The sequence below is a fragment of the Leptotrichia wadei genome (assembly GCF_007990545.2).
Taxonomy (GTDB): domain Bacteria; phylum Fusobacteriota; class Fusobacteriia; order Fusobacteriales; family Leptotrichiaceae; genus Leptotrichia; species Leptotrichia wadei.
Window position 1 is genome coordinate 1,512,719 of record NZ_AP019829.2, and the last position, 24,968, is coordinate 1,537,686.

Below are 24,968 nucleotides of genomic sequence, written 5' to 3' on the forward strand. Positions count from 1 at the left end.
ATTTTCAATAACCTAAGATTTTTTATCTTTACAAGGGGTCAAGACCCCTGCTTTAAGATATTTATTTTATTAAATTCTAAATTTTTATGATTATCGAACAAGTATTTGTAAAAATTTAAAAATTCCAATAAATATAGCACTATTTTCCTGTAAAACAATAAAATTATAAAAAATTATTTAGAAAGATTTTTAATTCTATCTAAATTTGAAGTTGAAATTCTGTATATTTTCAATCCATAGCTTTTTAATTTGTAGTATGCCGAGTGAGAATTGTATGATGTATCGAAAATTATAATATCTGAATTTTTTAATTTATCTGAGTTTCTGAAAACGGAGGTGGCATGGATAAATTCTATCTTAAAGCCTTTTTCCTTTGCATATTTTTCAGCCTTTTCAATAACCTTCTGACTCCATCTTCCACCTACTACTTTCACATTCTGATTTGTCAAATCTATTGCTTTTCCTTCTGGCAATTCTTTTATATTCACATTTTCTACTACTTTGACATTTTCATCTTGTTCTATATTTTCAATTTCTTTTTGAAGTTCTTTTATTTGAATATTCAACTTTTCAATTTCTTTTTTCTGCTTTTCAATTGTTTTTTCAGCCTCTTTATTCCTATGTTTTCTCAAATCTTCCTTCAACTTTTTATTTTCTTTCTCGAGTTTGTCATAACCAGAATTTAAAAATTTATTTTCCTGCTCAATTCCCTCAATTTCAGTAATAATCTCTTCTAAATCTCTTTCTTTTTCACTAACCTTATACGAATTTATATTAAAAAATTCAAATCCCCTTTTAAAATTTTCTCGCATCAAAAAATATTCCTTCATTTTCTCATCAAAAAAACTAATAAACTCTGCTGAAACATTAAAATTTCTCTGTTTTTCATTAAATTCCAAGTTATATTTTTTCGATAATTTTTCCAAATTTCTCTTTTTAACATTTTTATATTTTGTATCTAAACACTCTTGAAATTCCTTCTCCAAATCCTGATTTTCCAATTCTTCCACAACCTCTTTCAAAAATAATTCTTTTTCCAATATTTTTCGCTTATTCTCTTCCAATTTCTCAATATATTTAAAATATTCTTCCTTAAAAAAATCCAAAAGTTCAACTAGATTATCTGTACTCAAAACATACATTATCATTTGCTCTGGATTCAAGCCCCTTCCATTTACCCTTAAAATTTTATCTCTCTCAAACTCTTTTAAGCAGTCTTCTTTTACCAAATTTAGATTTTTCTTTGCATTTAAATATTTCTTCTCAATATAAGAATTATTTATATCTATTAATTTTCTCAAAAATTCTTTATTCGATTCATCAATTTTTTTAACAATTTCAATTTCCCTTTCAAAAAAAATCGAATTCTTATTAAACGGTTTTCCAAATTTCTTTTCCAACACCTCATTATTGAGATTATCAATTAACAAATCAAAAAAAATATTTTCATTTATAGACTTCAATTTTTTTATCAGTAATGAAATTTTTTCATTATTTCTTGCCATTTTTATCCCTTTCTTCAATTACTTTTAACTCTAGCAAAACTGATTTAAAACTGAACTCAAAGCTATAGCTATATTTACTAAAACCCTAAATTTATATGATTTTTAATAGTTTGATTTTGAATGGGTTTGAATATATTTGTAAAAGTCGATAAAACTCAATAGATATGTTCGATAACCTCTCTAAAAGGCATCAAGACCCCTTGCTTTAGAATAATTATTTAATTGTATTCTGAGTTTATATAGTTATCGAACAAGTCTAATTAATTCAGTATCTTTAAAATTACAGCTGTTTTATCATTTTTATTTTTTCCAGAATCTCTTTTTCCAAAATAATTTTATCAATTTTACCTTTCAAATTTTCATCATAAAAATCCTCAACTGTAACAATTTCGCTATTTTTATTCAAATTTTTCTCCCAAAATTTCTTAAAATATGGTCGCAAAAACTTATTTATTTCCAGCACAGCCTTTATTTTTCCCTTATTTTCCTCAATATTTTCCAAATGTTCCAAAACAATTGATTTTGTTTCATCAAAAGTCTGAATTGTATTTATTTTCCCAGATTTTAGGAATTCCCTTGTTTGTAAGATTAGCCAAGGATTTCCAATTATTCCACGTGAAAGCATTATTCCATCAAGATTGCAAAAAGATATTTTCTGTTTTATTTCAAAAGGATCAAATAAGTCTCCGTTTCCAAAAAAATCTATATTTCTTGGCATCTTGCTTAATCTTTCTACAATTTCCCAATTTGCAGTTCCAGAATACATCTGTTCTTGAGTCCGTCCGTGAACGCAGATAAAATCAAGATTATATTTATTTGCCAATTTCAAAAAAATATCAGGATTTTGAAACTCCTTATATCCAACACGGATTTTTAAAGAAATATCAGCCTCAATATCCTTTGTTTCCAAAAGCACTTTCTCAACTAGCTCAAAATTTTCTAAAAGTGCCGACCCTGCCCCATTTTTTATAATCTTAGGCTGTGGACACCCCATATTTATATTAATTTTCCTAAATCCAAAATCTTTTAATTTAAAAATTCCAGAAACCAGCTCATTTCTATCCCCACCAAAAATTTGAGTCCCCGTTTTTTCTTTATCATCATATTTCAAAAGCTCATTTATAGTAGTCCCATCTTCTCGATTCAATAAATTAGAATTCACCATTTCAGTAAACATAAAATCAGGCTCAAATTTTTTAAGTATTTTTCTAAAAGAATAATCAGTAATGCCCGCCATCGGAGCAGTATATATTTTCATAATCTCTCCTAAAATTTATTCTCTTCCAGTCATTTATCCATTTGTGAAAGTCTATAAAATCTAATAATTTAATTTTGTCTAAAATTCTTATTTTTTATAAAATTTTATTTCCATTATTTTTTACTTTTACAATTATTCATTCGCTTTCTATTATATAGTCAAATCCTTCAAAAATCAAATTAATTTTACAATTTTGCAATACTGATCATTGACTTCGAAAAAATTTATAGTATACTTATAACAAAATAAAATTATTTTTTAATATAATTCAAAATCTTCTCAACTTATTATGGACAATTGCAAAAGCAAACGAACTAAGAACAGTATTTATCTCAAAGAGGGGCAAGATCCCTTGTTAGAGAGCAGAGGAAAATAATAAAGTTAAAAATTTAAAAATACTGTGTCTATTGGAATTTTTAGACTTTTACAAATAACTAAAATCTATTCTAAAAGGAGAAAAGTATGAAAATAAAAAATAAAATTTTTATGTTGGGAATATTAGTATTAATATCAATAAATACAAATGCTGGATGGGCAAAATATAGAGATAAAATTGTAAACGGAGTAAAAAAATCCTTAAAAAAAGATCATTCCCAAAATAATCATACCAGCAGTAATAATTACACCCAAAATTATTCCAATATTTATTATAACGATTATGACAACGATGATGATTACTATGATAATGATGAAGACGATAGCTACGATAACAGCGATTCTTATTATGATAACGACAATTACGATGATAATGAAGACTACTATGATGAAAATAATGATGAATATAATTATGACGATGATGGTTATGATACTGGAGATTCTTACGATGATTATTATGAAGATTAGTTTCATAGGATATAATTAATAATAGATATATTCGGTAATCTAAGTTTTTTATCTATTCGAGAGGTCAAGATCCTCTTGTTTGTGGAAAATAATTAGAAAGCACATGGAGAAAATGTAGATTATAGTTCTGATTATAATTATAATCATGGTGAAGATACTTCCAGAAATCAATGGATATACAATAATGATTCAGTAACTCAAAGATATAAAAATAAATATCGTGAAAAAATACTTATTCATGCTCAAATATCGTATAGCTAAAAATAAGAAAAAGAAAAGTACAAAATTCAAACAATGATGATGAAGGTTAGGATGATTTAATTTAATTTAATTTTAAATAAAAAATTAATAAATCAGTGTGGAAATATTCGTTTTTTTTATTGCTTTTAATTTTAATCATTTATAAAATATATTAATAATATATATATTGTATATTACTTTACCTCTGTTTTTTTTAAAATATTTATTTCTTTATAACAAAACATTTTCAAAGCCAAAAAAAATTAAAATAATATAAAAATATTGTATAATTTATTAAAATGTAAAAAGGTAAATTTTAAGGAGGAGTCGAAATGAAAAAAGTATTGGCAATTACTATGTTATCATTATTAGCATTGGTTTCTTGTACAACTGCTACTGATGGAACTAGAAAAGTTAGTAAAACTGGAATTGGTGCAGGAATTGGTGCGGCTGCAGGAGCTGCTATTGGACAAGCTATTGGGAAAGATACAAAAGGTACATTGATTGGTACAGCTGGAGGAGCTGCCATTGGTGCGGCTATTGGAAATATTTTTGACAGACAAGAAAAGGAATTAAGAGATAAATTAAAAGGTACTGGTGTAGATGTAAAAAGAACTGGTGAAGGTGAAATCAAATTGACAGCACCTGAAAACATTACTTTTGACACAAACAGCTACGTAGTTAAACCACAATTTAGAAATACATTGGATTCGGTGGCAACTGTGTTAAACACTTATCCTGATTCAACAATTGTAGTTTCAGGACATACTGATACAACAGGAAATGATACAATTAACAATCCACTTTCTGTAAATCGTGCAAGTTCAGTAGCATCTTATCTTGAATCACAAGGGATTTTAGCTTCAAGAATAACTTCACGTGGTTATGGAAGCAAACAGCCAATTGCAAGTAATGCGACAGAAGCTGGGAGAGCTCAAAATAGAAGAGTTGAAATTGCTATAATTGCAAATCAAAAATAATTGAAAAATTTTTAGGAGTTTTTTCAAATTGAGTTTTGAATTAACTCCTTTTTTTTCTAGTTCTAACTATATTTTTACTTAACTTATTTTCTTTAAATGATGAATTTATACTATTTTCTATTTAAACAGTAAACTGGTTACATAATTCCTTGTTAGTAAATAATGAAATATAACTTCTATTTTTAAACGGAATTTAGTATAAGATAAATTTCTATTCAGGAGGTTTTTATGAGAAAAGGCATATTATCAAAATTTATAATATTAATGGGATTTTTATTTAGTTTTGCTTTAAATGCTGGAAATAAGGAGAATTTTAATAATTTTGAAAAGTTTTCAGCCAGAATGTCAAATAATCCAGATTATATCAGTTATGAGATAATTTCAGGAAATGGAAATAAATATACTGTTCAGCTGAATGTTGGAAATTATTTGGCTTTTATGCCTTCAAGATATGCAGCAGTCAATGTTTATGAATTTTTGTCTGACACTTTGAAAAAAGATTTTAAAATTATAAAAATAAATAAAAAGGGAAAAATAACAAATGAGTCAAAAATTATAAAATATTCGCCAAATGATTTTTTTTCTAATTATACAGAAAATACAGATTCTGAAAAGGCTGAAATGAAATCAATGGGAATGGTATTTGCAGGTGTGAAAAATGTCGGTGCGGGCGAATATAAAATAACTGCTTATGGAAATAAAGGAATTTCTGGTGGGATTGACAGTAAAGGATTAAATTGGCTGAATTTAGCGTTTATTCCGACAAATTCAGCATTTTATATAAAAATAAATAATGATAAAAATCTTGTATGGAGTCCAAATCGTGATTATAGGAGTATTCAATATACTTTTTCAATAGAAAATGGAAAAATTGAAGTTGTAGATAAAAAAGGAAAACATTATATGTCAATTTATCAAAAAGATAATTCTTTGTTTGTTGAAATGGCAAAATACAATGTTGAATTCAAAATAAATCAGGCTCAAAATCAGCTGGAATATTGGATAAATCATAAATTAAAGTATGTAGAAAAATATCAAATTATTTAAATAAAATTTATCAAATAAATTTTATAAATTTTGAATTACATACTATTTTTTATTTGAAATTCTAGTAAAAAAAAGTAGAAAATTGAAAAAAAATATGGTATAAATACAACGTGATAGAATTTTTAAAACTAAAATAAAAAAATAAAAATAAAGAGAGGATTGATTTGATGAATGCGATTAATTATCAGCAAATGGCATTTGGATTTTTAGGTGGATTAGGATTATTTCTATTCTGTATAAAATATATGGGAGATGGGCTGCAAATGGCGGCAGGAGACAGGCTTAGATATATTTTGGATAAATATACGACTTCACCGTTTTTAGGGGTTCTAGTTGGAATACTTGTAACAGCGTTAATACAATCAAGTTCAGGTACATCAGTTATTACAATTGGATTAGTTGGAGCAGGTCTTTTAACTTTGCGGCAAGCTATCGGAATTATTATGGGTGCCAATATTGGTACGACAATTACAACATTTATTATTGGATTTAATATTACCGAATATGCATTGCCAATATTATTTTTAGGAGCGGCATGTCTATTTTTTATAAAAAATAATTTTATAAATAATTTAGGTAGGATTTTATTTGGGTTTGGGGGAATATTCTTTGCATTGACTTTGATGTCTAAAGCAATGGAACCGCTTAAACATTTGCCAGCATTTACAGAATTGACAATAAAACTTAGTCATAGTCCAGTTTTAGGGGTATTTATTGGAACAATGATTACAATGCTTGTTCAGGCTTCGAGTGCTACAATTAGTATTCTGCAGAATGTCTATCAAGAGCATCTTATAACATTAAAAGCTGCACTGCCTGTTCTTTTTGGTGATAATATTGGAACAACAATAACAGCTATAATCGCAGTAATTGGAGCTAATACTTCAGCAAAGAGGCTTGCATTGTCACATACAATGTTTAACGTCATTGGAACAGTATTTTTTATGATTATGTTATCGCCATTTTCAATTTTTGTAGAAACAATGTCAAAAATTCTTCATTTGAATCCGAAGGTTACAATAGCATTTGCACATGGTTCATTTAATATCATAACAACAGTTCTGTTATTTCCATTTATTGGTGTTCTAGAATATATTGTCGTAAAATTGATTAAAGAAAAAGATGAGGATGTTGTAGAACATCAACCACGATTTTTGGATGCGGCGCTAATTCATACACCAGCGATTGCATTGGGTCAAGTAAAACAAGAAATGTTATCAATGATTTCAATTGCAGTAAAAAATCTTAGCAGATCAATTGATTTTTTCCATGAACATAATGAAAAAGTTGCTGAAAAGGTGGAAAAAACAGAAGAAGCAATAAATAATATTGATCAGGAAATTACAAAATATTTGACAACATTGTCACAGGAACATATAACTGAAAAAGATGGAGAAGAAATTAGCATGTATCTAGATATGTGCCGTGATGTGGAACGTATTGGAGATCATGCGATTGGAATTGTAAGAGATGTCAGATATGAAATTAAGAAAAAACTGGTATTTACTGAAACAGCTCATAAAGAAGTGCAAAAATTATTTTTAATTTCAAAAGAAATAATAGAAACAGCTGAAGCAGCACTTAAAAACGATGATACAGAAAAAGCCTTTACAGTAGTTGATTTGCATAATAAACTTTATGCAAAAGAAAAAGAAGTAAGAAAGGCTCATATAAAACGTGTGAGCAAGCAAGAATGTGATGTAAAAGCTGGACTTTACTATATAGATGTTGTATCTCATTTTACAAGAATTGGAGATCATGCCAGAAACTTAGTTGAAAAAATGATTGAAAATAAAACTGTTAAATAATAAATTTTAAAAAAAATTATGAAAATGGGCTGATATAGCCTATTTTATTTTGGAAAATACCAAAGTTTTAAATATTATTGTATTAGTTAATAAAATAATTTGATAGGGAAAGTTTCTTATTTTAGAAATAAAGAAAAGACAATATTGAAAAAAACTAATAAATATAGTAAAATAAATAGTAAAAAGATAAAAATTTTAATTTAAATAAAAACATATAAATTTTTTTGATTTTTTACATTTCAATAAAAAAAAGTAAGAAAATTCTAAAAATTTAGGAGGAATGAATTATGGAAAATAATACTTTTGTAATTGTGGGAACACAATGGGGAGATGAAGGAAAAGGTAAAATAATTGATGTTTTATCTCCAAAAGCAGATTATGTAGTTAGGTTTCAAGGTGGAAACAATGCTGGACATACAGTTGTTGTAAATGACGAGAAATTCATTTTACATTTGTTGCCATCAGGAATAATAAATTCAGCTGGAAAATGTATAATTGGAGCTGGAGTTGTAGTGGATATTGAAGTTTTGCTGCAAGAAATAGATGAATTGGAAAAAAGAGGGAAAAAATTAGATAATTTATTTATTGATGAAAGAGCTCATGTAATTATGCCTTATCATATTGAAATTGATAAGGCGAAAGAAGAAGCAATGGGTAAAAACAAAATTGGTACTACTCAAAGAGGGATTGGACCTTGCTACATCGATAAAATTGCTAGAAATGGAATTAGAATTGGAGATTTATTGGAGCCAGAAAGATTTAGAGATAAACTTACTTGGAATGTAAATGAAAAAAATGATATGTTAGTTAGATATGGTAAAGGAACTTTCAATTTGGAAGAACTTTATGATAAATTTATGAAACTTGCTGAAAAGATTAAATTTAGAATAATTGATGCGGTTGTGGAAATTAATGAAGGGATTGAAGAAGGAAAAGTTGTACTTTTTGAAGGTGCACAAGCGTTAATGCTTGATATTGATTATGGAACTTACCCTTACGTAACTTCGTCATCGCCAACATCTGGAGGAGTAACAGTCGGAACAGGAGTCGCTCCAACAAAAATCTCAAGAGTGCTTGGAGTTATGAAAGCTTACACAACAAGAGTTGGAGAAGGGCCTTTCCCGACAGAATTGGAAAATAAGGATGGAGAAACTTTGAGAAAAGTTGGACATGAATTTGGTGCGACAACTGGGCGTCCAAGAAGATGTGGATGGCTTGACTTGGTAATTGGGAAATATGCAGTGTTAATTGACGGCTTGACAGACATTGTATTGACAAAATTAGATGTATTGACTGGATTTGAAAAAATTAAAGTTGCAGTTGGTTATGAAATTGATGGAAAAGTTTGTTACTCATATCCTGGAAACTTGAGAAAATCTAAAGACTTGAAAGTAATTTACGAAGAATTGGATGGATGGAATGAAGATATTACTCAAATAAAAAATTACGAAGACTTGCCTGAAAATTGTAAAAAATATATTGAATATATTGAAAATAAATTGAAATGCCGTGTTTCAATGATTTCAGTTGGACCTGAAAGAAGTCAGAATATTTACAGATATGATTTAGGAGAATTTGTAAAATAGAAATTTTTGAATTAATTGAAATCTATAAAAATATAAGAGAATAAAAGATATTTTTTGAAATTAACTTTAAAAAAAGGAATGATTAATGAAAAAATTATTATTAGTATTGATGTTAGTTATAGGAGCAATTTCATTTTCAGCTAAAGCACAAAATGTTGGGAAATATAAAGTTAAACAATCTTTAAAAGAAAATGTTGCACAAAATTTATCTTTTGATACAATTACGTTAAAATTAAAAGGTACTAAATTGTCAAAAACCGATAAAAATAAAATAGAATTGGAATATGAAAATTTTAAGGCAACTGGAAATAATAAAAAAGTTTATACAGAAAAAGACTTTCAAGTAAATGGAAAAAATCCAAAAATTATTATAAATAAAACAATTTCCACTGCAATGATGGAAAATTTTGTTAATAGTGATGAAGAAATAGTTGTAACAGGGTTTTATGAAAATAATGAAGGAATTAAGTATAAACCATTTAATTTTAGTTTTAGTGTAAATAAAGATGAAGTAAAAAAGATTTACTTTAAGGATGGGGCAATTTACATTTGGGATAATTAGTTTTTTAATTTTATAATCTTTTGCTAAGAAAGGAATGAGAAATGAAAAAAGTTTTAATTTCAATCGTATTTTTAATTTCAATAAATGTATTTGCAGATATTAATAGTGAAATAAAAAATTTGAAGCAACTTAAAGTAGATAATGAATTTATTGAAGGATATAAAAAGGCAGTAAATGAATTTTCTTCTACGAAAAAATTATCTGACAAATATATGGCAGAATATCTTAATATCGGTATGATTTATTTAAAAAATTCAAAATATGATGAAGCAATAGAGCTGTATAATAGAATTTTAAAGAGTAATTTAAAAAATGTAAGTACTAATTATTGGGCTTATTATGGAATTTCATCTGCGTATTTTTACAAAAAGGATTTTAAAAATTCATTTGAGTATGGGAAAAAAGCGATAGAAATGGATATTAAGCAGAAAAAAGAATTACCGTTCATTCCAAAAGATGAAATGGAAGATTATAGAAGAAGAAATTTAGCAGAAAGAATTTTTTTATCAGGATACTCACAAGAAAAATATGAAGAAATATTAAATATATTTTTAGAAACAATCAAAGACGAAAATTATAAAAATGTTATTTCAAAAGATGAGGTAATAATAAAAACATTAGTGAGTGCAACGATGCAAATCAGGAAAAAAGATGAAAAACTTTCTGATAAGTATTTGAAAGAATTAGAAAAGTTAAAAATTTTTAAAGTTGTCAAAGTTGATTAAAAAAGTAAAATTTGTGTATATGAAGGAGAATTATGAATAAAATGTTAATTATATTATTTGGGATTTTGACTATTTTATCATATTCTTCCAAAGCTCAAATAATAACATGTTGTAAAAATTGTTATCGTGAAAATTCACAAATAAAAAATAAAAAGTATGATTGAGAAAAATTAGGGATTGAATTTAACTGGAATTTAGATTCAGAGTATAAATTTACAAAAAATAAAAAATAATTAGGAGGAATTAAAAATGACAGATATGAGCATATATTCAAATCCGTTGGCGGAAAGATATTCTAGTAAGGAGATGTTGCACATTTTTTCACCTGAGTTTAAGTTTAGAACTTGGAGAAAATTGTGGATAAATTTGGCTGAGGCTGAAAAAGAGCTTGGGCTTGATTTTATTACTGATGAACAAATTGAGGAACTTAAAAAATATAAAGATGATGTGGATTTTGAAGTTGCAGCAAAATTTGAGAAAAAGTTAAGACACGATGTGATGGCTCATGTGCATACTTATGGAGAACAGGCGAAAAATGCAAGAAAAATTATTCATTTGGGAGCGACAAGTGCATATGTTGGGGATAATACTGATTTGATTCAAATTAAGGAAGGGCTTTTGGTTGTTAAAAGAAGAATGCTTACTTTGATTGAAAAAATGAGAGATTTTGCATTGGAATATAAAGACTTGCCGACTTTAGGATTTACTCATTTCCAAGCGGCACAGCTTACTACTGTTGGAAAAAGAGCGACATTGTGGCTTCATTCGTTACTTCTTGATTTTGAGGAATTGGAATTTAGATTAGAAAACTTGAGATTTAGAGGAGTTAAAGGAACTACTGGTACACAGGCTAGTTTTAAAGAATTGTTTGAAGGAGATTTTGAAAAAGTAAAACAATTGGATGAATTGGTTACTGAAAAAGCTGGATTTAGCAAAAAACAAGGTGTTTCAGGACAGACTTACGATAGAAAAGTAGATGCGCAAATCTTGAATTTATTGTCAAATATTGCTCAATCTTCTCATAAATTTACGAACGATTTTAGATTGCTTCAACATTTGAAGGAATTAGAAGAGCCATTTGAAAAAAATCAAATTGGGTCAAGTGCGATGGCATACAAGAGAAATCCAATGAGAAGTGAAAGAATTTCATCACTTGCAAAATATGTAATTTCAAGCTCACAAACAGGTGCATTAGTTTTTGCAACACAATGGTTTGAAAGAACATTGGACGATTCTGCAAGTAAAAGACTTTCAATTCCGCAAGCATTTTTAGCAGTGGACGCAATTTTGATTATTTGGCTTAACATCATGGATGGAGTTGTTGTTTATCCAAAAGTAATTGAAACAAACATTCAAAGAGAGTTACCTTTTATGGCAACTGAAAACATCATTATGGAATCAGTAAAAAAAGGAATGGATAGACAGGAAGTTCATGAAATCATAAGAGAACTTTCGATGGAAGAAACAAAGGAAATTAAATTGAATGGGAAGCCTAACAGATTGATTGACAGAATTATAAAAGACGGTAGATTAGGTCTGAAAGCAGAAGATATGGAAGGAATCTTGGTTTCTGCTAATTATACTGGATTTGCTGGGCAGCAGACTGAAGATTTTGTGAAGAATGAGATTAATCCGATTTTAGATAAGTATAAGGATGAGATTGTGGAGGATAGAGAGGAATTAAGGGTTTAATTTAGGAAAATTTCTAAAAAATTAATCTCTTGAATAAAAATTTGATTATTAATTTATAAACTGTATTAATACTATTCCCCGTTTAAAAAGTGAATATTTATTTTAATTATTTAAAAAAAAATATTAGATTTAATCTAAGTAAAAAGATTTATAATGTATTCGTTATTCAAATGGGGGTTAGTATAAATTATGTCTTAAATTTTTGTGTTTTAAAAGTTTTGGGCACAATTTAATTATATTAATAAAAAAGGAGTAAAGTAATGAAAAGTAAAATATTATTAATTTTTTCACTCTTCATGCTCTCTCTTAATGCTTTTTCAAATCCAAATTCTAATGAGAAATTTAAATTGGCAAAATCATATTTGGAACAGAAAGAATATGTTAAAGCTGAAAAGATATATTTGGAATTGGCTAAGGAAAAAGATATTCATGCGATGTATAATTTAGGTTATCTTTATATGGAGCAAGGAAAAATAGTGGAAGGTGAAAAATATTATAAAATGGCTGCTGATATGGGGTATGATGATGCGATGTATAATCTAGCGATGTTTTACGATAGACAAAAAGATTTTGTTAAAGAAAAATTATATCTAGAAAAATTGGCTGTGAAAAATCAAAATGATGCAATATTCCAATTGGCTATAATTTACAGGCAGGAAGGAAACTATCAGAAGGCAGATGAACTTTATAAAAAATTATTAAAAGCAAAATATCAAGAAAGTGAAGTTTTTTATAATTTAGGGGTTTCTTGTTATTATCAAAAAAAATACGATGAAGCAGAAAAATATTTTTTAAAAGCAATAGAATTAGGTAATAATGATGATCCAAAATATAATTTAGGTATCTTATATAAAGTTCAAGGAAAATTTACACAAGCTAAAAAATATTTAATACCACTTGCTCAAAAAGGAAAAATAGATGCAATGATAAATACGGGAGCAATTTATCGAGATGAAAAAGATTATAAGAATGCTAAAAAATATTATAAAATGGCGATGGATAAAGGTTCACGAGAAGCAGAGGCGGAATACAACACTATATTGATAATGGAAGAACACGGATTATAATATTTTATAAATTGCAATATTAATTGCGACATTTTGCCAATTTTTTATATTCTTTAACAAGGGGGAATCCCCTTGTCTTTTGTGTTAAACCAAAATTTTGAGCATCTAAAATTTTATAAAAGACAGTATATTTTAATTTTTGTAGACTTTCAATAATAGTTTTAAAAGTTTTTTCATCATCAATGGTTACTAATTCCTTTAAAAATGCTCTAGGTAGTTTTTTTCATAAAATTAACCGATAAATGATTCTTCTTTACAGAAAAATAGTTTCATGTTATTATTTATTACATAATCTATTATTTAAAATATCTAAGAAAGTACTTATAGTAAAAATGAAAAAGAAAAAACCTCTCACAAGAAGCCAGAACATGGCAAGAATAAAATCAAAAAATACAAAACCTGAAATCTATATCCGCAAATTGCTTTATAAAATGGGATATAGATACAGAGTAAACTATTCACAGCTTCCAGGAACGCCTGATATTTTTATTTTGAAATATAATACTGCGATATTTGTGAACGGATGCTTCTGGCATAGGCATAAAAATTGTAAAATTGCAACTTTTCCTAAGACGCATGCTGAATATTGGGAAAAGAAGTTTAGGAGAAATGTAGAGAGGGATATTGAGGTTCGTGAGAAGCTTTTTGAGATGGATATTAGTGTCATTACGATTTGGGAATGTGAAATTAATAAAATGCAGCGAAATGAAAAATACAAGGAAAAATATTTGAAAATTCTGAAGGATAGAATTGAAAGAGTCTTTAATTATGAAGAAAAGGATATTTCAGTGCAGATGGAGATTGCAGAAGAAAGCATGCAATAAAATAATTGAAATTTGATTAATTTGTACTGAAATGGCTTTGAAATAATTTGACAAAAACTAGGAGGAATTTTTTGTGAATAAGAATTTAAGCGAGTTTGAAAACAAATTGCCTAGTGTATTAGAATACGATACACAGCAGCTTTTGGATTATTATTATGAAAGTCCAGAAAAAATGAAGATTGCAGAAGTATTTTCTGAATTTTTGACGGAAAAAGGAATAAAAGTGAAATTGAAGGAAATAGGAGAATATCAGTATATTTATGAGATTGAAACTGGATATTACTTATTACCTTTATTTGTCGGGGGTGGAACTACTGATAAAAAAATGTCAGTGAGCATTAATATTCATCTTTTTCACGAAAAATATTTTCCTGAAGGAATGAAAAATTGGAATGGATCTCAAATGAACCTTAATTATAAAGATTCCTTAGTACAGGCTTTTGAAAATTGGTTCAATTATGACAGGCTGAATTATTTAAAATTAGTAAATCCTGATAAAACAGATTTGAGAAGAATAAAAATTAATGGAAAGAAAAAAATCATTGTTTCTGGGAATGTAAAAACAATATATAACTATGATGAAGAAAAATATCAAGAAAAAGAAAGGGAAGAAAATTTTTTATCAAATATATTTTCACTTATTAAAGAAAAAATTTCATTAAAGGATTCTAAGATTGATATTTCTCTTTTAAAATATCCATATAATAATTATGGCAGCTATCTTGAAGAATTTGATAAAGGTGATTTTTATGTAGATTGCCGTATAGATGGTAATCGTTTATACGGTAATGAATTAAATCCAGAAGGAAATACTGAACTTTATTACAGAGAAATTCTGAAAAACTGGAAGGATTATGAATATAGTAAAAGTCAAACATTTTTCGTACTTGACAATAAATTCGAGAAAAGTGAGTGGTTAAAAATAACGGAATTTGAATTTTTACCTAAAATTAAGCTAAAATATGTTGAAAAACCTTCTTGGAAAAAACTGGAAGAAAATTTTGGTAATTTGAAGGAAATGGATAGAGGACATGAGGGAGATTTTGCCTTTACGATGGCTGAAGTTTTGTTTGATAAAATGATACATTGCGGGTATAATGTCAGATTAATGGATGATTGGGTGTATGATTTTGATAATGAGTGCTATTTACTTCCTTTGCTGTCAACGAAAGACTATAAAACTATTCCGCACGATGATATTTATCAGGTTGTTACTACGATACAAGTCCATAATAAAAAATATTTTCCAGAAGGGAAATTATATATTCAAAAATTGATAGGCGAACCGCTTTATGATGCAATTTGGATAAATTATAGAAACTGGATAAATAATGACTATAAAAAGTTGTGTAAAAATATTTAAATAAAAAATAAAATTTTAAAAAGTATTAAATACAAGTAATCAGAATCAGAAAAAATGAGGGGTTAATGCCACTCAAGGAAAAAGAGAAGCTAAAAAACTAAATACTTTACAAAATGAAGCTAAATTATAAAAGCAGAAAGAGATATTGAGATTCGTAAGAAACTATTCGAGATGGATGTTAGTGTTATTACAGTTTAAGGAGACTATACAATGAAAAGTAAAATATTATTAATTTAATAAAAAAATACTATTTCATTTTCATAACAAGGGGATTTTTGCCCCTTGTTAAATAAGACAAATTTACTAATCCAAAAAAATTTAAACTAACTATTTTTTACAAACTTTCTTCTGCTTCTTCAATTGTTTCGTATCCTTTTTCTAGAACAATATTTTCCAAATTATTTTCTGCTAAATTTATATTATTTGAAACGCAGTTTTGGATATATTCGTAATATAATTTTAAAGTTTTTATTGAATATGAAGACAATTCTCCCTTTAAATAAGTTTCAATTGAAGTATAGTTTGGAGTATCGTATTGTGAGTGTAAAGGACGACCTTTTGCGGTAAGTTTTGGATATTTCTCTATTATTTCCTCTTCCCAATGTAAGTAAATTTTTACTATTTTTTTGATTAATTCTTTTTTTTCTTGGGGAATTTCAGGTAAATAGTTTTTGATTACTTCATATTCTTTTGGGGCACTATATTTCATCATTCTGGCATATTTATCCTGAACGATGTTTTCGCCACGGTGTTTTGCTAAAATCAAGTCTTCCAGATAACTTTCCAAGATTTCATCAGGCAATGTTTCCCATTGGCTTCTTCTCATAATTTCAAATTCCTGTGGATTATCTTGACATTCTGCTCTTCCTTCTGTATGATGCACATTTTGAAAAAATTCCCATTCTCTTTTTAAAATTTGTCTAATAAAACTTTCTTTTTTACTAACTTCTATTTCCATTTTTGATTCTCCTATTTTTAAATCCATAATTATTTTATAAAATATAATAGATATATGTTCGATAAACTAAGTTTTTTTGTCTTTACAAGGGGTCAAGACCTCTTGCTTCAGAATATTTTATTTATTAAATCCTAAATTTGTGTAGTTATTGAATAGATCTAATATTTTTTACATTAATCCATCGCAGGATTCCAGTTTCTTAACTTTTCGTCTTCTATTTTATTTTGCACAAAAGGTCCGTAATCCTGTAAAAAATCACTTGTTAATTGTCGTGGAACAATATTTTGATATTTCAATTCTAAAATCACATTAGCACTTATTTCTTCAATAATTTGAAATTTTCGGTTTACTGCACCAACTGGCAATTTTACCAATTCCTCAATTAGAAAATACGTTTTTTCTCCTAAAATTTTCAAATTTTTCAAGGCTTTTGGTATCCATTTATAAAACAGCTTATACTTTTTATTTAATAAAAAAATTATATGAATTGCCTCGTTTATAAACTCAGTTTCTGCTAGCCTTGCCGCCACAATCTCATTTCTTCTCATACACCGCAAATAGTTATACTGCCCAGATTGTGCCATTTTCATACATCTTGTGGCTATTTTATTAAGCCGTATATCTTCTGGAAAATATTTTTCCAAGTCACTTCTAATTTTTGTAAATTTTCCCAAATTATCTAAAAAAACTTCCCCATTAACCGCCGTTGCAAGCAATTCTTCTGGAATCAATCTCCAATCATACAAATTTTCAGGTGCCTTCACATCCCCCAAAAACTTAAAAAACCAGTCATCCATATTCAGAACTCCACGTCGTCCATCTCCAAATTCACTCACATTCAATGCCCTAAATCCCAAGAATTCTTTAGGTAGTTCATTAAGACTTTTTTGCAAATTCAGCCCATATTTCTCATAATCTTCTGAAGTTAGCCAAATACAGCAAGATGGTCCAAAATCATGATCCTGCGAAATCTCATCATCAAATCCAAAACATTCAGAACCTTCTCCAGCAAGTCCAGCCGCCATTTTTTCAAAAACTTCTGGAAACTCACTTTTTATAACTGGCAGATAAATTTCTTCAAAATATTTTTTTGAAAGTTCCAGTCCTTTTATTTTATTTGAATCCATTTTTTCTCCTTCTAAAAAAATCTAAACCATTTTTTCTTTTACAATTTCAATATTTTCCAAAATATTTTTATAATTATTACTTTCCTTTCCAAATGTTTTTTCACAGATTTCGGCACTTTCCTCGAATAATTCCAATGCTTTTTCGTATTCATTCTCTTCAAAATAAAAAGTTGCCATATTATTCAAAACTGCCGCATATAAATTGTGAGATTTTCCAACTTCCTTTTCAATTAATTTTAATGATTTTTGTAAATATTCTTCAGCTTTTTCGATATTTTTTACTTTTAAATAAGGCTGTACTAAATTACTTAGCGTAATTGCATACTGAATAGGATTTTCTCCAACTTTTTCCAGTACTTTCAGACTTTTTTCCTGCAGCTCAATCGCTTCTTCAAATCGCCCAAGTTCTTGATAAAATAAAGCCAAATTGTTACATACACTTGCATAGACATAATCATTTTGAAGATTATTAGCTTCATAAATTTTCATCGTATTAAGATAAATATCTTCTGTTTTATCGTATTTTTTCATAAATCTGTAAACTTCCGCCAAGTTTAGGCTGCAAGTCGCATATGGAATACTGTCTTTCCCATACTTTTTCTCAATAAATCCTTGTGCTTTCAGCAAAGCATCTTTGGCTGTATCAAACTCCCCGACATATTTAAGTGTTCCCCCGACTTCATTCAAAATTTTAATATTCTCGTCACTTTCATCCCCAAAAACATTTTCCGTAAGTTCTGCTAATTCCTTTAAAACTTTAACTTCCTCCACAACATTTCCCTGCTGCATAAGTTCTTTTCTCAAATTTGTCAATTCATTTATTCTAATTTTCTTTTCAAATTCGTTTAACATTTTAGATTTCTTCCTTTCACTAATTCTTTTTTATTTGAATATATTTCATTTTTAAATTTATTATTTAATAAAATTTTACCATACAAAATTATATTCTGCAACAATATAAAAAATAATTTTTTGAATCTATTGTATAAAAATTAAATATATGCTATTATATTAAGTGTGAATAAAATATAATAAAATTAAATAATAAAACTAGTTACAAGGGAGTCAATAAATTGACTGAGAAAAGGATGTGAGCCTTGACCTTTTGACCTGATTTGGATAATGCCAACGTAGGAAGTAAGAAAGTTTATTTTAGATTACAAAGTATATACAAATTAGGTATATACTTTTTTTGTATTTGGAGGAAAATATGAAAAATGTATTGTCAATAGCAGGTTCAGATTGCAGTGCAGGAGCGGGAATACAAGCTGACTTGAAAACTTTTGTTGCAAATGAAGTTTATGGAATGACGGTTATTACAAGTTTAACTGCACAGAACCCGCAGAAAGTAAAGATGATAGAAAATGTCTCAATAGAGATGTTAAAAAGTCAGATAGAAGCAATATTAGATACTATAAAAGTTTCTGCCATAAAAATTGGAATGATAAATACTAAAGAAAACGGGGAAATAATATATGAATCTTTATTGAAATATAAAGCAGAAAATATAGTTCTTGATCCTGTGATGATTGCGACAAGCGGAAATTCTTTAATAAAAGATGAAACAAAAGACTTTTTAGTAAATAAATTATTTAAACTGGCGGATATAATTACACCTAATTTAGATGAAACAAAAGAAATAGTAAAAATAATTTTAAAAAATGAAAATATTGAGGACATAAATAGCATAGAAAAAATGAAAACTTATGGAAAGATAATTGCAGATTTTACTAAAAAATGGATTCTTGTTAAAGGGGGACATCTTTCAAATAGTGCAGTGGATATTCTTATAAATAAAGAAAAAGTATATGTTTTAAAAGGAGAAAAAATTTCTAGCAACAATACTCATGGGACTGGTTGCAGTTTATCTTCAGCTATTGCTTCTAATTTAGCTAAGGGCTATTCTATGCTGGACTCAGTTAAGAAAGCTAAGAATTTTGTCTTATGTTCAATAAGAAATTCAGTAAATTTTGGAGAAATAGCTGGAACAATAAATCAAATGGGAGAAATATACAAAAATATTGATATAGAAAAACTTTATTAATTATTAAGGGGAATATATGGATTTAAAAGACTGTAAAATTTATTTAGTTACTGATGAAAAAGCTTGTAATGGAAAAGATTTTTATAAATGTATAGAAGAAAGTATCAAAGGTGGAATAAAAATAGTTCAGTTAAGAGAAAAAAACAGCTCTACAAAAGACTTTTATGAAAAGGCATTAAAAGTAAAAAAAATCTGCAAAAATTATGGAGCATTATTCATTATAAATGACAGATTGGACATAGCACAGGCTGTTGAGGCAGATGGAGTTCATTTAGGACAAACTGATATGCCAATAGAAAAGGCAAGAAAGATTTTAAAAAATAAATTTTTAATTGGAGCAACAGCAAGAAATGCAAAAGAAGCTAAAAAAGCAGAATTATCAGGAGCAGACTACATTGGAAGCGGAGCTATTTTTGGAACAAATACAAAAGGCAATGCAAAAAAATTAGAAATGGAAGATTTAAAAAAGATAGTAAATAGTGTAAAAATACCAGTTTTTGCAATAGGTGGAATAAATATTAGTAATGTAAGTTTACTAAAAAATATTGGACTGCAGGGAATATGTTTGGTTTCAGGAATATTATCAGAAAAAGATTGTAAAAAAGCAGTAAATATTATGTTAAAAAATTTTATTTAATACAAGGAGATGATATTATTATGTATAAAACACAGATGGAAGCTGCTAAAAAAGGTATTTTAACAAAGGAGATGAAAAGTATTGCAGAAAGTGAATCTATGGATGAAAAAATTTTAATGGAAAGAGTGGCAAAAGGTGAAATTGCTATTCCTGCAAATAAAAATCATAGCTCTCTTTTAGCAAAAGGAGTTGGGACAGGTTTATCTACAAAAATAAATGTAAATTTAGGAATATCAAAGGATTGTCCCAACATAAATAGAGAATTGGAAAAAGCAAAAGTTGCCATAGATATGAAAGCAGATGCAATAATGGATTTAAGCTCGTTTGGTAAAACAGAAAAATTTAGAAAAAAATTAATCGCTATGTCTACTGCAATGATTGGAACAGTTCCTGTTTACGATGCAATTGGCTTTTATGATAAGGAATTAAAGGATATAAAGGCAGAAGAATTTTTAGATGTGGTAAGAAAACATGCAGAAGATGGAGTGGACTTTGTTACTATTCATGCAGGGTTAAATAGAGAAGCAGTAGAACTTTTCAAAAGGAATGAAAGAATAACTAATATCGTTTCAAGAGGAGGTTCGCTTATGTATGCCTGGATGGAACTTCACAATGCTGAAAATCCTTTTTATGAAAACTTTGATAAACTTTTAGATATTTGTGAAGAATATGATATGACAATAAGTTTAGGAGATGCACTAAGATCAGGCTGCTTAAATGATGCAACAGATGCCTGTCAGATAAAAGAACTAATAACATTGGGAGAATTGGCAAAAAGAGCTTGGAAAAGAAATGTTCAAATAATAATCGAAGGACCAGGACATATGGCAATAGATGAAATAGAAGCAAATGTGAAGTTAGAAAAGAAGCTTTGCCACAATGCACCTTTTTATGTACTAGGACCATTAGTAACAGATATTGCACCAGGCTATGACCATATCACTTCAGCAATTGGTGGGGCAATAGCAGCTGCAGCTGGAGTTGATTTTCTATGTTATGTAACACCAGCAGAGCATTTAAGATTGCCAAACTTAGATGATATGAAAGAAGGAATAATAGCATCTCGTATTGCAGCTCACGCTGCCGATATTAGTAAAAAAGTTCCAAAGGCTATTGACTGGGATAATAGAATGGCAAAATATAGAGCAGATATAGATTGGGAAGGAATGTTTGCAGAAGCAATAGATGAAGAAAAAGCCAGAAGATATAGAAAAGAGTCTACTCCTGAAAATGAAGATACTTGTACTATGTGCGGAAAAATGTGTTCTATGAGAACTATGAAAAAAATAATGTCAGGTGAAGATGTAAATATTTTAAAATAGGAGTGTAAGATGGCAAAAATTAACGGAAAATATGAAGAAATTAACAATATTAACTTACTAGATTATTTAACAAAAAATAAATATAGAACAGATAGAATTGTTGTTGATTTCAACGGAAATATAATAAAAAAGGAAGATTTTGAAAAAATTAATATAAAAAATACAGATAAGATAGAAATCGTATGTTTTGTTGGTGGAGGTTAATATATGAATTTAAAAGAAGAAGATTTGCTTAAAAGAAATGTGAAAGGTACATTTGAAAAATTAAAAAAGACAAAAATCTGTATTTTAGGCTTGGGGGGATTGGGTTCAAATGTGGCGATTTTACTTGCAAGAGCAGGGATAGGATATTTAAAATTAGTAGATTTTGATATTGTCGAAGCAAGTAATTTGAATAGACAGCAATATAGAATATCTCATATAAGAATGAAAAAAACTAAAGCTATAAAAAATATTATAAAGGAAATTAATCCTTTTGTAAAAGTTGATATTCTGGATACAAAAGTGGATAAAGAAAATATATCTTCTATAGTTAAAGATATAAAAATTATTGTAGAAGCCTTTGATAGAGCTGAAACAAAAGCTATGGCAATAGAAAAATTACTGACAAATAAAAATAAAATAGTTATATCCGCATCTGGAATGGCTGGTTTAGGCTCATCAAATGAAATTATTACAAGAAGAGTTAGAGATAATTTTTATTTGACTGGGGATAATTATTCGGATTATGAAGAATATTCGGGCATTATGTCAACTAGAGTTATGATCTGTGCCGCACACCAAGCCAATATGGTTTTAAGATTAATACTAGGAGAAGAAAAATGAAAGATAGTTTTAAACTTGGAAATAAAGAATTTAATTCAAGATTTATTCTTGGTTCAGGAAAATATTCAAATGAATTAATAAATAGTGCCATTAATTATGCACAAGCAGAAATGGTAACTGTTGCGATGAGAAGAGCTGTTAGTGGAGTTTGGGAAAATATCTTAGATTATATCCCTAAAAACATAACCTTGCTTCCTAATACTTCTGGTGCAAGAAATGCAAAAGAAGCAGTAAAAATAGCAAGACTTGCAAGAGAATGCACTCAAGGAGATTTTATTAAAATTGAAATTATAAAAGATAGCAAATATCTTTTGCCAGATAACTATGAAACTATAAAGGCAACTGAAATATTGGCAAAAGAAGGCTTTATTGTAATGCCATATATGTACCCTGATTTGAATGTGGCAAGAGATTTAAGAGATGCAGGAGCAAGCTGTATAATGCCTCTTGCAGCACCAATAGGCTCTAATAGAGGACTGATAACAAAGGAATTTATACAAATTTTAATAGATGAGATAGATTTACCAATAATAGTTGATGCAGGGATAGGGAAACCTTCTCAAACTTGTGAAGCAATGGAAATGGGAGTAACCGCAATTATGGCAAATACTGCAATAGCAACTGCAAATGATATTCCAAGAATGGCAAAAGCCTTTAAGTATGCAATACAAGCTGGAAGAGATGCTTATCTTGCAAAAGTAGGAAGAGTTTTGGAAAATGGAGGCTGTGCCTCTTCACCGCTTACAGGATTTTTAAATGAGGTGGACTAATGAAACTAAAAAACATTAACTCAGATATTTTGAATAAAGTAATAAATAAAATAAATGATTATGACTACAATTCTTTTTCAGATGAAGATATAAAAAAAGCCTTAAATAAAGATTATTTATCCACAAGAGATTTTCAAGCACTGCTATCTCCAAAAGCTATAAATTATCTTGAAGAAATGGCACAAAAAGCAAAAGAATGCAGAAAAAGATATTTTGGAAATTCTGTCTATATGTTTACACCTCTATATATCTCAAACTACTGCGATAATTATTGTGTTTACTGTGGTTTTAACTCGCATAATAAGATAAAAAGGGCTAGATTAAATTTTGAACAGATAGAAGTTGAATTAAAGGAAATAGCAAAAACAGGTTTGGAAGAAATACTTATACTTACAGGAGAAAGTGAAAAATATTCCAATATTGAATATATTGGAAAGGCTTGTAAATTAGCAAGAAAATATTTTAATAATGTAGGAATCGAAATATATCCTGTAAATGTGGAAGACTATAAGTACCTAAATTCTTGTGGAGCGGACTATGTAACAATCTTTCAAGAAACATACAACGAAGAAAAATACCAAAAATTACATTTAGAAGGTCATAAAAAAGTTTTTTCATATAGATTTAATTCACAGGAAAGGGCTTTAATGGGGGGGATGAGAGGTGTTGCTTTTGGAGCATTGCTAGGACTAGATGATTTTAGAAAAGATGCTTTTTCAACAGGTTATCATGCTTATCTCTTGCAAAAAAAATATCCTCATGCAGAAATCTCTATTTCCTGTCCAAGATTAAGACCTATTATCAATAATCTAAAAATAGAACAAAAATTTATCAGTGAAAAAGACCTGTTTCAAATTGTATGTGCATATAGACTATTTTTACCTTTTGCAAATATAACAATATCTACAAGGGAAAAGCCTAATTTTAGGGATAATATAATAAAAATAGCCGCAACAAAAATTTCGGCAGGAGTGGATACAGGAATAGGTGCTCATAGTGGATGTTCAAATAAAAAAGGTGACGAGCAGTTTGAAATAGCAGATAGAAGAACAGTAGTTCAAATATTTGAAAAGATAAAAAGTGAAAATTTACAACCTGTGATGAACGACTATATTTATTTAGAGGATAATTGATTATTATGGATAAAATAAAATTAAATATTATTAGTAACAGAAAATTATGTGCTAACAGTAATCTTAAAAAGCAAGTTGAAAAAATTTTTTCTGATTATGAGAAAAAAATAATTCTAAAAAATTTTGAGATTACTGCACTTACTTTAAGAGAAAAAGATTTAGATAAAAGTAAATATCTAAACTTAGTGAAAAAAATTTATCCTATTTGCCAAAAATATAAGATAAATTTAATTTTACATCAAAATTATGATTTAAACTTGGATGAAAAATATAATATTGAAGGTATTCATTTAAGTTATAATGTTTTTAAGTCTTTAGAAGAAAATATTAAAACAGGACTTATAAAAAAATATAAAAAAATAGGAGTATCTATACATAGTCTTGAGGAAGCTAAAGAAGTAGAAATTTTGGGAGCAAACTATGTAGTTGCAGGACATATATTTAAAACAGATTGTAAAAAAGGCTTAGAACCAAGGGGACTAAAATTTGTTGAAAATCTATCATCTGTATTAAACATTCCTGTATTTGCAATAGGCGGAATAAATGAAAGAAATTCCCAGTCTGTTATTAATAGTGGAGCTTTTGGACTATGTATGATGTCAAATCTAATGAAATAGTGAACTATCTATTGTGTTTTCTACATTAGAATAAG

At 28.0% G+C, this 24,968-nt stretch carries 24 protein-coding genes, 1 pseudogene and 1 riboswitch; of the genes and pseudogenes, 19 read left to right on the forward strand and 6 right to left on the reverse strand.

Translation table 11 applies throughout. From position 1 onward, the window contains the following. Window positions 1-173: 173 nt before the first annotated feature. Window positions 174-1,505 carry a hypothetical protein gene (locus tag FVE73_RS07085; RefSeq protein WP_018499127.1) on the reverse strand — a complete coding sequence of 444 codons (1,332 nt, stop codon included), beginning with the start codon at window positions 1,503-1,505 and terminating at the stop codon, window positions 174-176. Between the two features lie 280 nt (window positions 1,506-1,785). Continuing rightward, window positions 1,786-2,763: a tRNA dihydrouridine synthase gene (locus tag FVE73_RS07090; protein WP_018499126.1), complete on the reverse strand. Its 978-nt coding sequence runs from the start codon at window positions 2,761-2,763 to the stop codon at window positions 1,786-1,788. A 462-nt stretch (window positions 2,764-3,225) separates the two neighbouring features. On the opposite strand from FVE73_RS07090, the gene FVE73_RS07095 reads away from it, so the two are divergent. The 9 genes from FVE73_RS07095 (at window position 3,226) to FVE73_RS07135 (ending at window position 13,313) form a co-directional block, all read left to right on the forward strand. Further along, the gene (locus FVE73_RS07095; protein WP_018499125.1) at window positions 3,226-3,606 is read left to right on the forward strand and encodes a hypothetical protein; all 381 of its coding nucleotides are present in this window, start codon (window positions 3,226-3,228) and stop codon (window positions 3,604-3,606) included. A gap of 572 nt (window positions 3,607-4,178) precedes the next feature. Beyond that, window positions 4,179-4,826: an OmpA family protein gene (locus tag FVE73_RS07100; protein WP_018499124.1), complete on the forward strand. Its 648-nt coding sequence runs from the start codon at window positions 4,179-4,181 to the stop codon at window positions 4,824-4,826. 228 nt (window positions 4,827-5,054) lie between these two features. Further along, the gene (locus tag FVE73_RS07105; RefSeq protein ID WP_018499123.1) at window positions 5,055-5,873 is read left to right on the forward strand and encodes a hypothetical protein; all 819 of its coding nucleotides are present in this window, start codon (window positions 5,055-5,057) and stop codon (window positions 5,871-5,873) included. A 167-nt stretch (window positions 5,874-6,040) separates the two neighbouring features. Then, window positions 6,041-7,681, forward strand: a complete 1,641-nt coding sequence (locus FVE73_RS07110) for a Na/Pi cotransporter family protein (RefSeq protein WP_018499122.1) — start codon at window positions 6,041-6,043, stop codon at window positions 7,679-7,681. 287 nt (window positions 7,682-7,968) lie between these two features. Next, window positions 7,969-9,267: an adenylosuccinate synthase gene (locus FVE73_RS07115; protein WP_018499121.1), complete on the forward strand. Its 1,299-nt coding sequence runs from the start codon at window positions 7,969-7,971 to the stop codon at window positions 9,265-9,267. Between the two features lie 85 nt (window positions 9,268-9,352). Further along, window positions 9,353-9,829, forward strand: coding sequence for a hypothetical protein (locus tag FVE73_RS07120; RefSeq protein ID WP_018499120.1), 477 nt, complete (start codon window positions 9,353-9,355; stop codon window positions 9,827-9,829). Window positions 9,830-9,870: 41 nt separating this feature from the next. Further along, the gene (locus FVE73_RS07125) at window positions 9,871-10,554 is read left to right on the forward strand and encodes a tetratricopeptide repeat protein (protein ID WP_018499119.1); all 684 of its coding nucleotides are present in this window, start codon (window positions 9,871-9,873) and stop codon (window positions 10,552-10,554) included. A 249-nt stretch (window positions 10,555-10,803) separates the two neighbouring features. Then, on the forward strand, window positions 10,804-12,246 hold the full coding sequence (gene purB / locus FVE73_RS07130) for an adenylosuccinate lyase (protein ID WP_018499117.1): 1,443 nt from the start codon (window positions 10,804-10,806) through the stop codon (window positions 12,244-12,246). Window positions 12,247-12,506: 260 nt separating this feature from the next. Next, window positions 12,507-13,313, forward strand: a complete 807-nt coding sequence (locus FVE73_RS07135) for a tetratricopeptide repeat protein (RefSeq protein ID WP_018499116.1) — start codon at window positions 12,507-12,509, stop codon at window positions 13,311-13,313. A gap of 19 nt (window positions 13,314-13,332) precedes the next feature. On the opposite strand, the pseudogene FVE73_RS11120 reads toward FVE73_RS07135, so the two are convergent. Further along, a pseudogene (locus FVE73_RS11120) lies at window positions 13,333-13,500 on the reverse strand (DNA cytosine methyltransferase); the annotation flags it as partial. Between the two features lie 145 nt (window positions 13,501-13,645). Here FVE73_RS11120 and FVE73_RS07145 point away from each other — a divergent pair. Continuing rightward, the gene (locus tag FVE73_RS07145; protein ID WP_039782456.1) at window positions 13,646-14,137 is read left to right on the forward strand and encodes a very short patch repair endonuclease; all 492 of its coding nucleotides are present in this window, start codon (window positions 13,646-13,648) and stop codon (window positions 14,135-14,137) included. A gap of 73 nt (window positions 14,138-14,210) precedes the next feature. Continuing rightward, a complete protein-coding gene (locus FVE73_RS07150) occupies window positions 14,211-15,500 on the forward strand; it encodes a hypothetical protein (protein ID WP_018499114.1) in 1,290 nt (429 codons plus the stop codon). 334 nt (window positions 15,501-15,834) lie between these two features. On the opposite strand, the gene FVE73_RS07155 is transcribed toward FVE73_RS07150, so the two are convergent. From FVE73_RS07155 to FVE73_RS07165, 3 genes are all read right to left on the reverse strand, one after another. Beyond that, a complete protein-coding gene (locus tag FVE73_RS07155) occupies window positions 15,835-16,458 on the reverse strand; it encodes a DUF4125 family protein (protein WP_018499113.1) in 624 nt (207 codons plus the stop codon). Window positions 16,459-16,631: 173 nt separating this feature from the next. Next, complete coding sequence (locus FVE73_RS07160) at window positions 16,632-17,585, reverse strand: DUF4037 domain-containing protein (RefSeq protein WP_018499112.1); 954 nt, start codon at window positions 17,583-17,585, stop codon at window positions 16,632-16,634. A gap of 21 nt (window positions 17,586-17,606) precedes the next feature. Further along, on the reverse strand, window positions 17,607-18,437 hold the full coding sequence (locus FVE73_RS07165) for a tetratricopeptide repeat protein (protein ID WP_018499111.1): 831 nt from the start codon (window positions 18,435-18,437) through the stop codon (window positions 17,607-17,609). Window positions 18,438-18,633: 196 nt separating this feature from the next. Further along, a riboswitch (TPP riboswitch) is annotated at window positions 18,634-18,739 on the forward strand. A 56-nt stretch (window positions 18,740-18,795) separates the two neighbouring features. Between FVE73_RS07165 and thiD the strand changes: the two genes are divergently transcribed. Genes thiD through FVE73_RS07205 form a run of 8 tightly spaced genes read left to right on the forward strand, consistent with a single transcriptional unit; the run spans window position 18,796 to window position 24,933 of the window. Further along, entirely contained in the window at window positions 18,796-19,629 is an 834-nt protein-coding gene (thiD, locus tag FVE73_RS07170) for a bifunctional hydroxymethylpyrimidine kinase/phosphomethylpyrimidine kinase (protein ID WP_018499110.1), read from the forward strand. Between the two features lie 16 nt (window positions 19,630-19,645). After that, window positions 19,646-20,266, forward strand: a complete 621-nt coding sequence (gene thiE, locus FVE73_RS07175) for a thiamine phosphate synthase (RefSeq protein ID WP_018499109.1) — start codon at window positions 19,646-19,648, stop codon at window positions 20,264-20,266. A gap of 20 nt (window positions 20,267-20,286) precedes the next feature. Continuing rightward, entirely contained in the window at window positions 20,287-21,588 is a 1,302-nt protein-coding gene (thiC, locus tag FVE73_RS07180) for a phosphomethylpyrimidine synthase ThiC (protein ID WP_018499108.1), read from the forward strand. Window positions 21,589-21,597: 9 nt separating this feature from the next. Then, the gene (gene thiS / locus FVE73_RS07185; protein ID WP_018499107.1) at window positions 21,598-21,792 is read left to right on the forward strand and encodes a sulfur carrier protein ThiS; all 195 of its coding nucleotides are present in this window, start codon (window positions 21,598-21,600) and stop codon (window positions 21,790-21,792) included. 3 nt (window positions 21,793-21,795) lie between these two features. Then, on the forward strand, window positions 21,796-22,413 hold the full coding sequence (thiF, locus tag FVE73_RS07190) for a sulfur carrier protein ThiS adenylyltransferase ThiF (protein WP_018499106.1): 618 nt from the start codon (window positions 21,796-21,798) through the stop codon (window positions 22,411-22,413). Further along, window positions 22,410-23,183 carry a thiazole synthase gene (locus FVE73_RS07195; protein WP_018499105.1) on the forward strand — a complete coding sequence of 258 codons (774 nt, stop codon included), beginning with the start codon at window positions 22,410-22,412 and terminating at the stop codon, window positions 23,181-23,183. Before thiF ends, FVE73_RS07195 begins: the two co-directional genes overlap by 4 nt. Next, on the forward strand, window positions 23,183-24,316 hold the full coding sequence (gene thiH, locus FVE73_RS07200) for a 2-iminoacetate synthase ThiH (RefSeq protein WP_018499104.1): 1,134 nt from the start codon (window positions 23,183-23,185) through the stop codon (window positions 24,314-24,316). Before FVE73_RS07195 ends, thiH begins: the two co-directional genes overlap by 1 nt. Continuing rightward, entirely contained in the window at window positions 24,316-24,933 is a 618-nt protein-coding gene (locus tag FVE73_RS07205; protein ID WP_026239088.1) for a thiamine phosphate synthase, read from the forward strand. Before thiH ends, FVE73_RS07205 begins: the two co-directional genes overlap by 1 nt. Window positions 24,934-24,968: the final 35 nt, after the last annotated feature.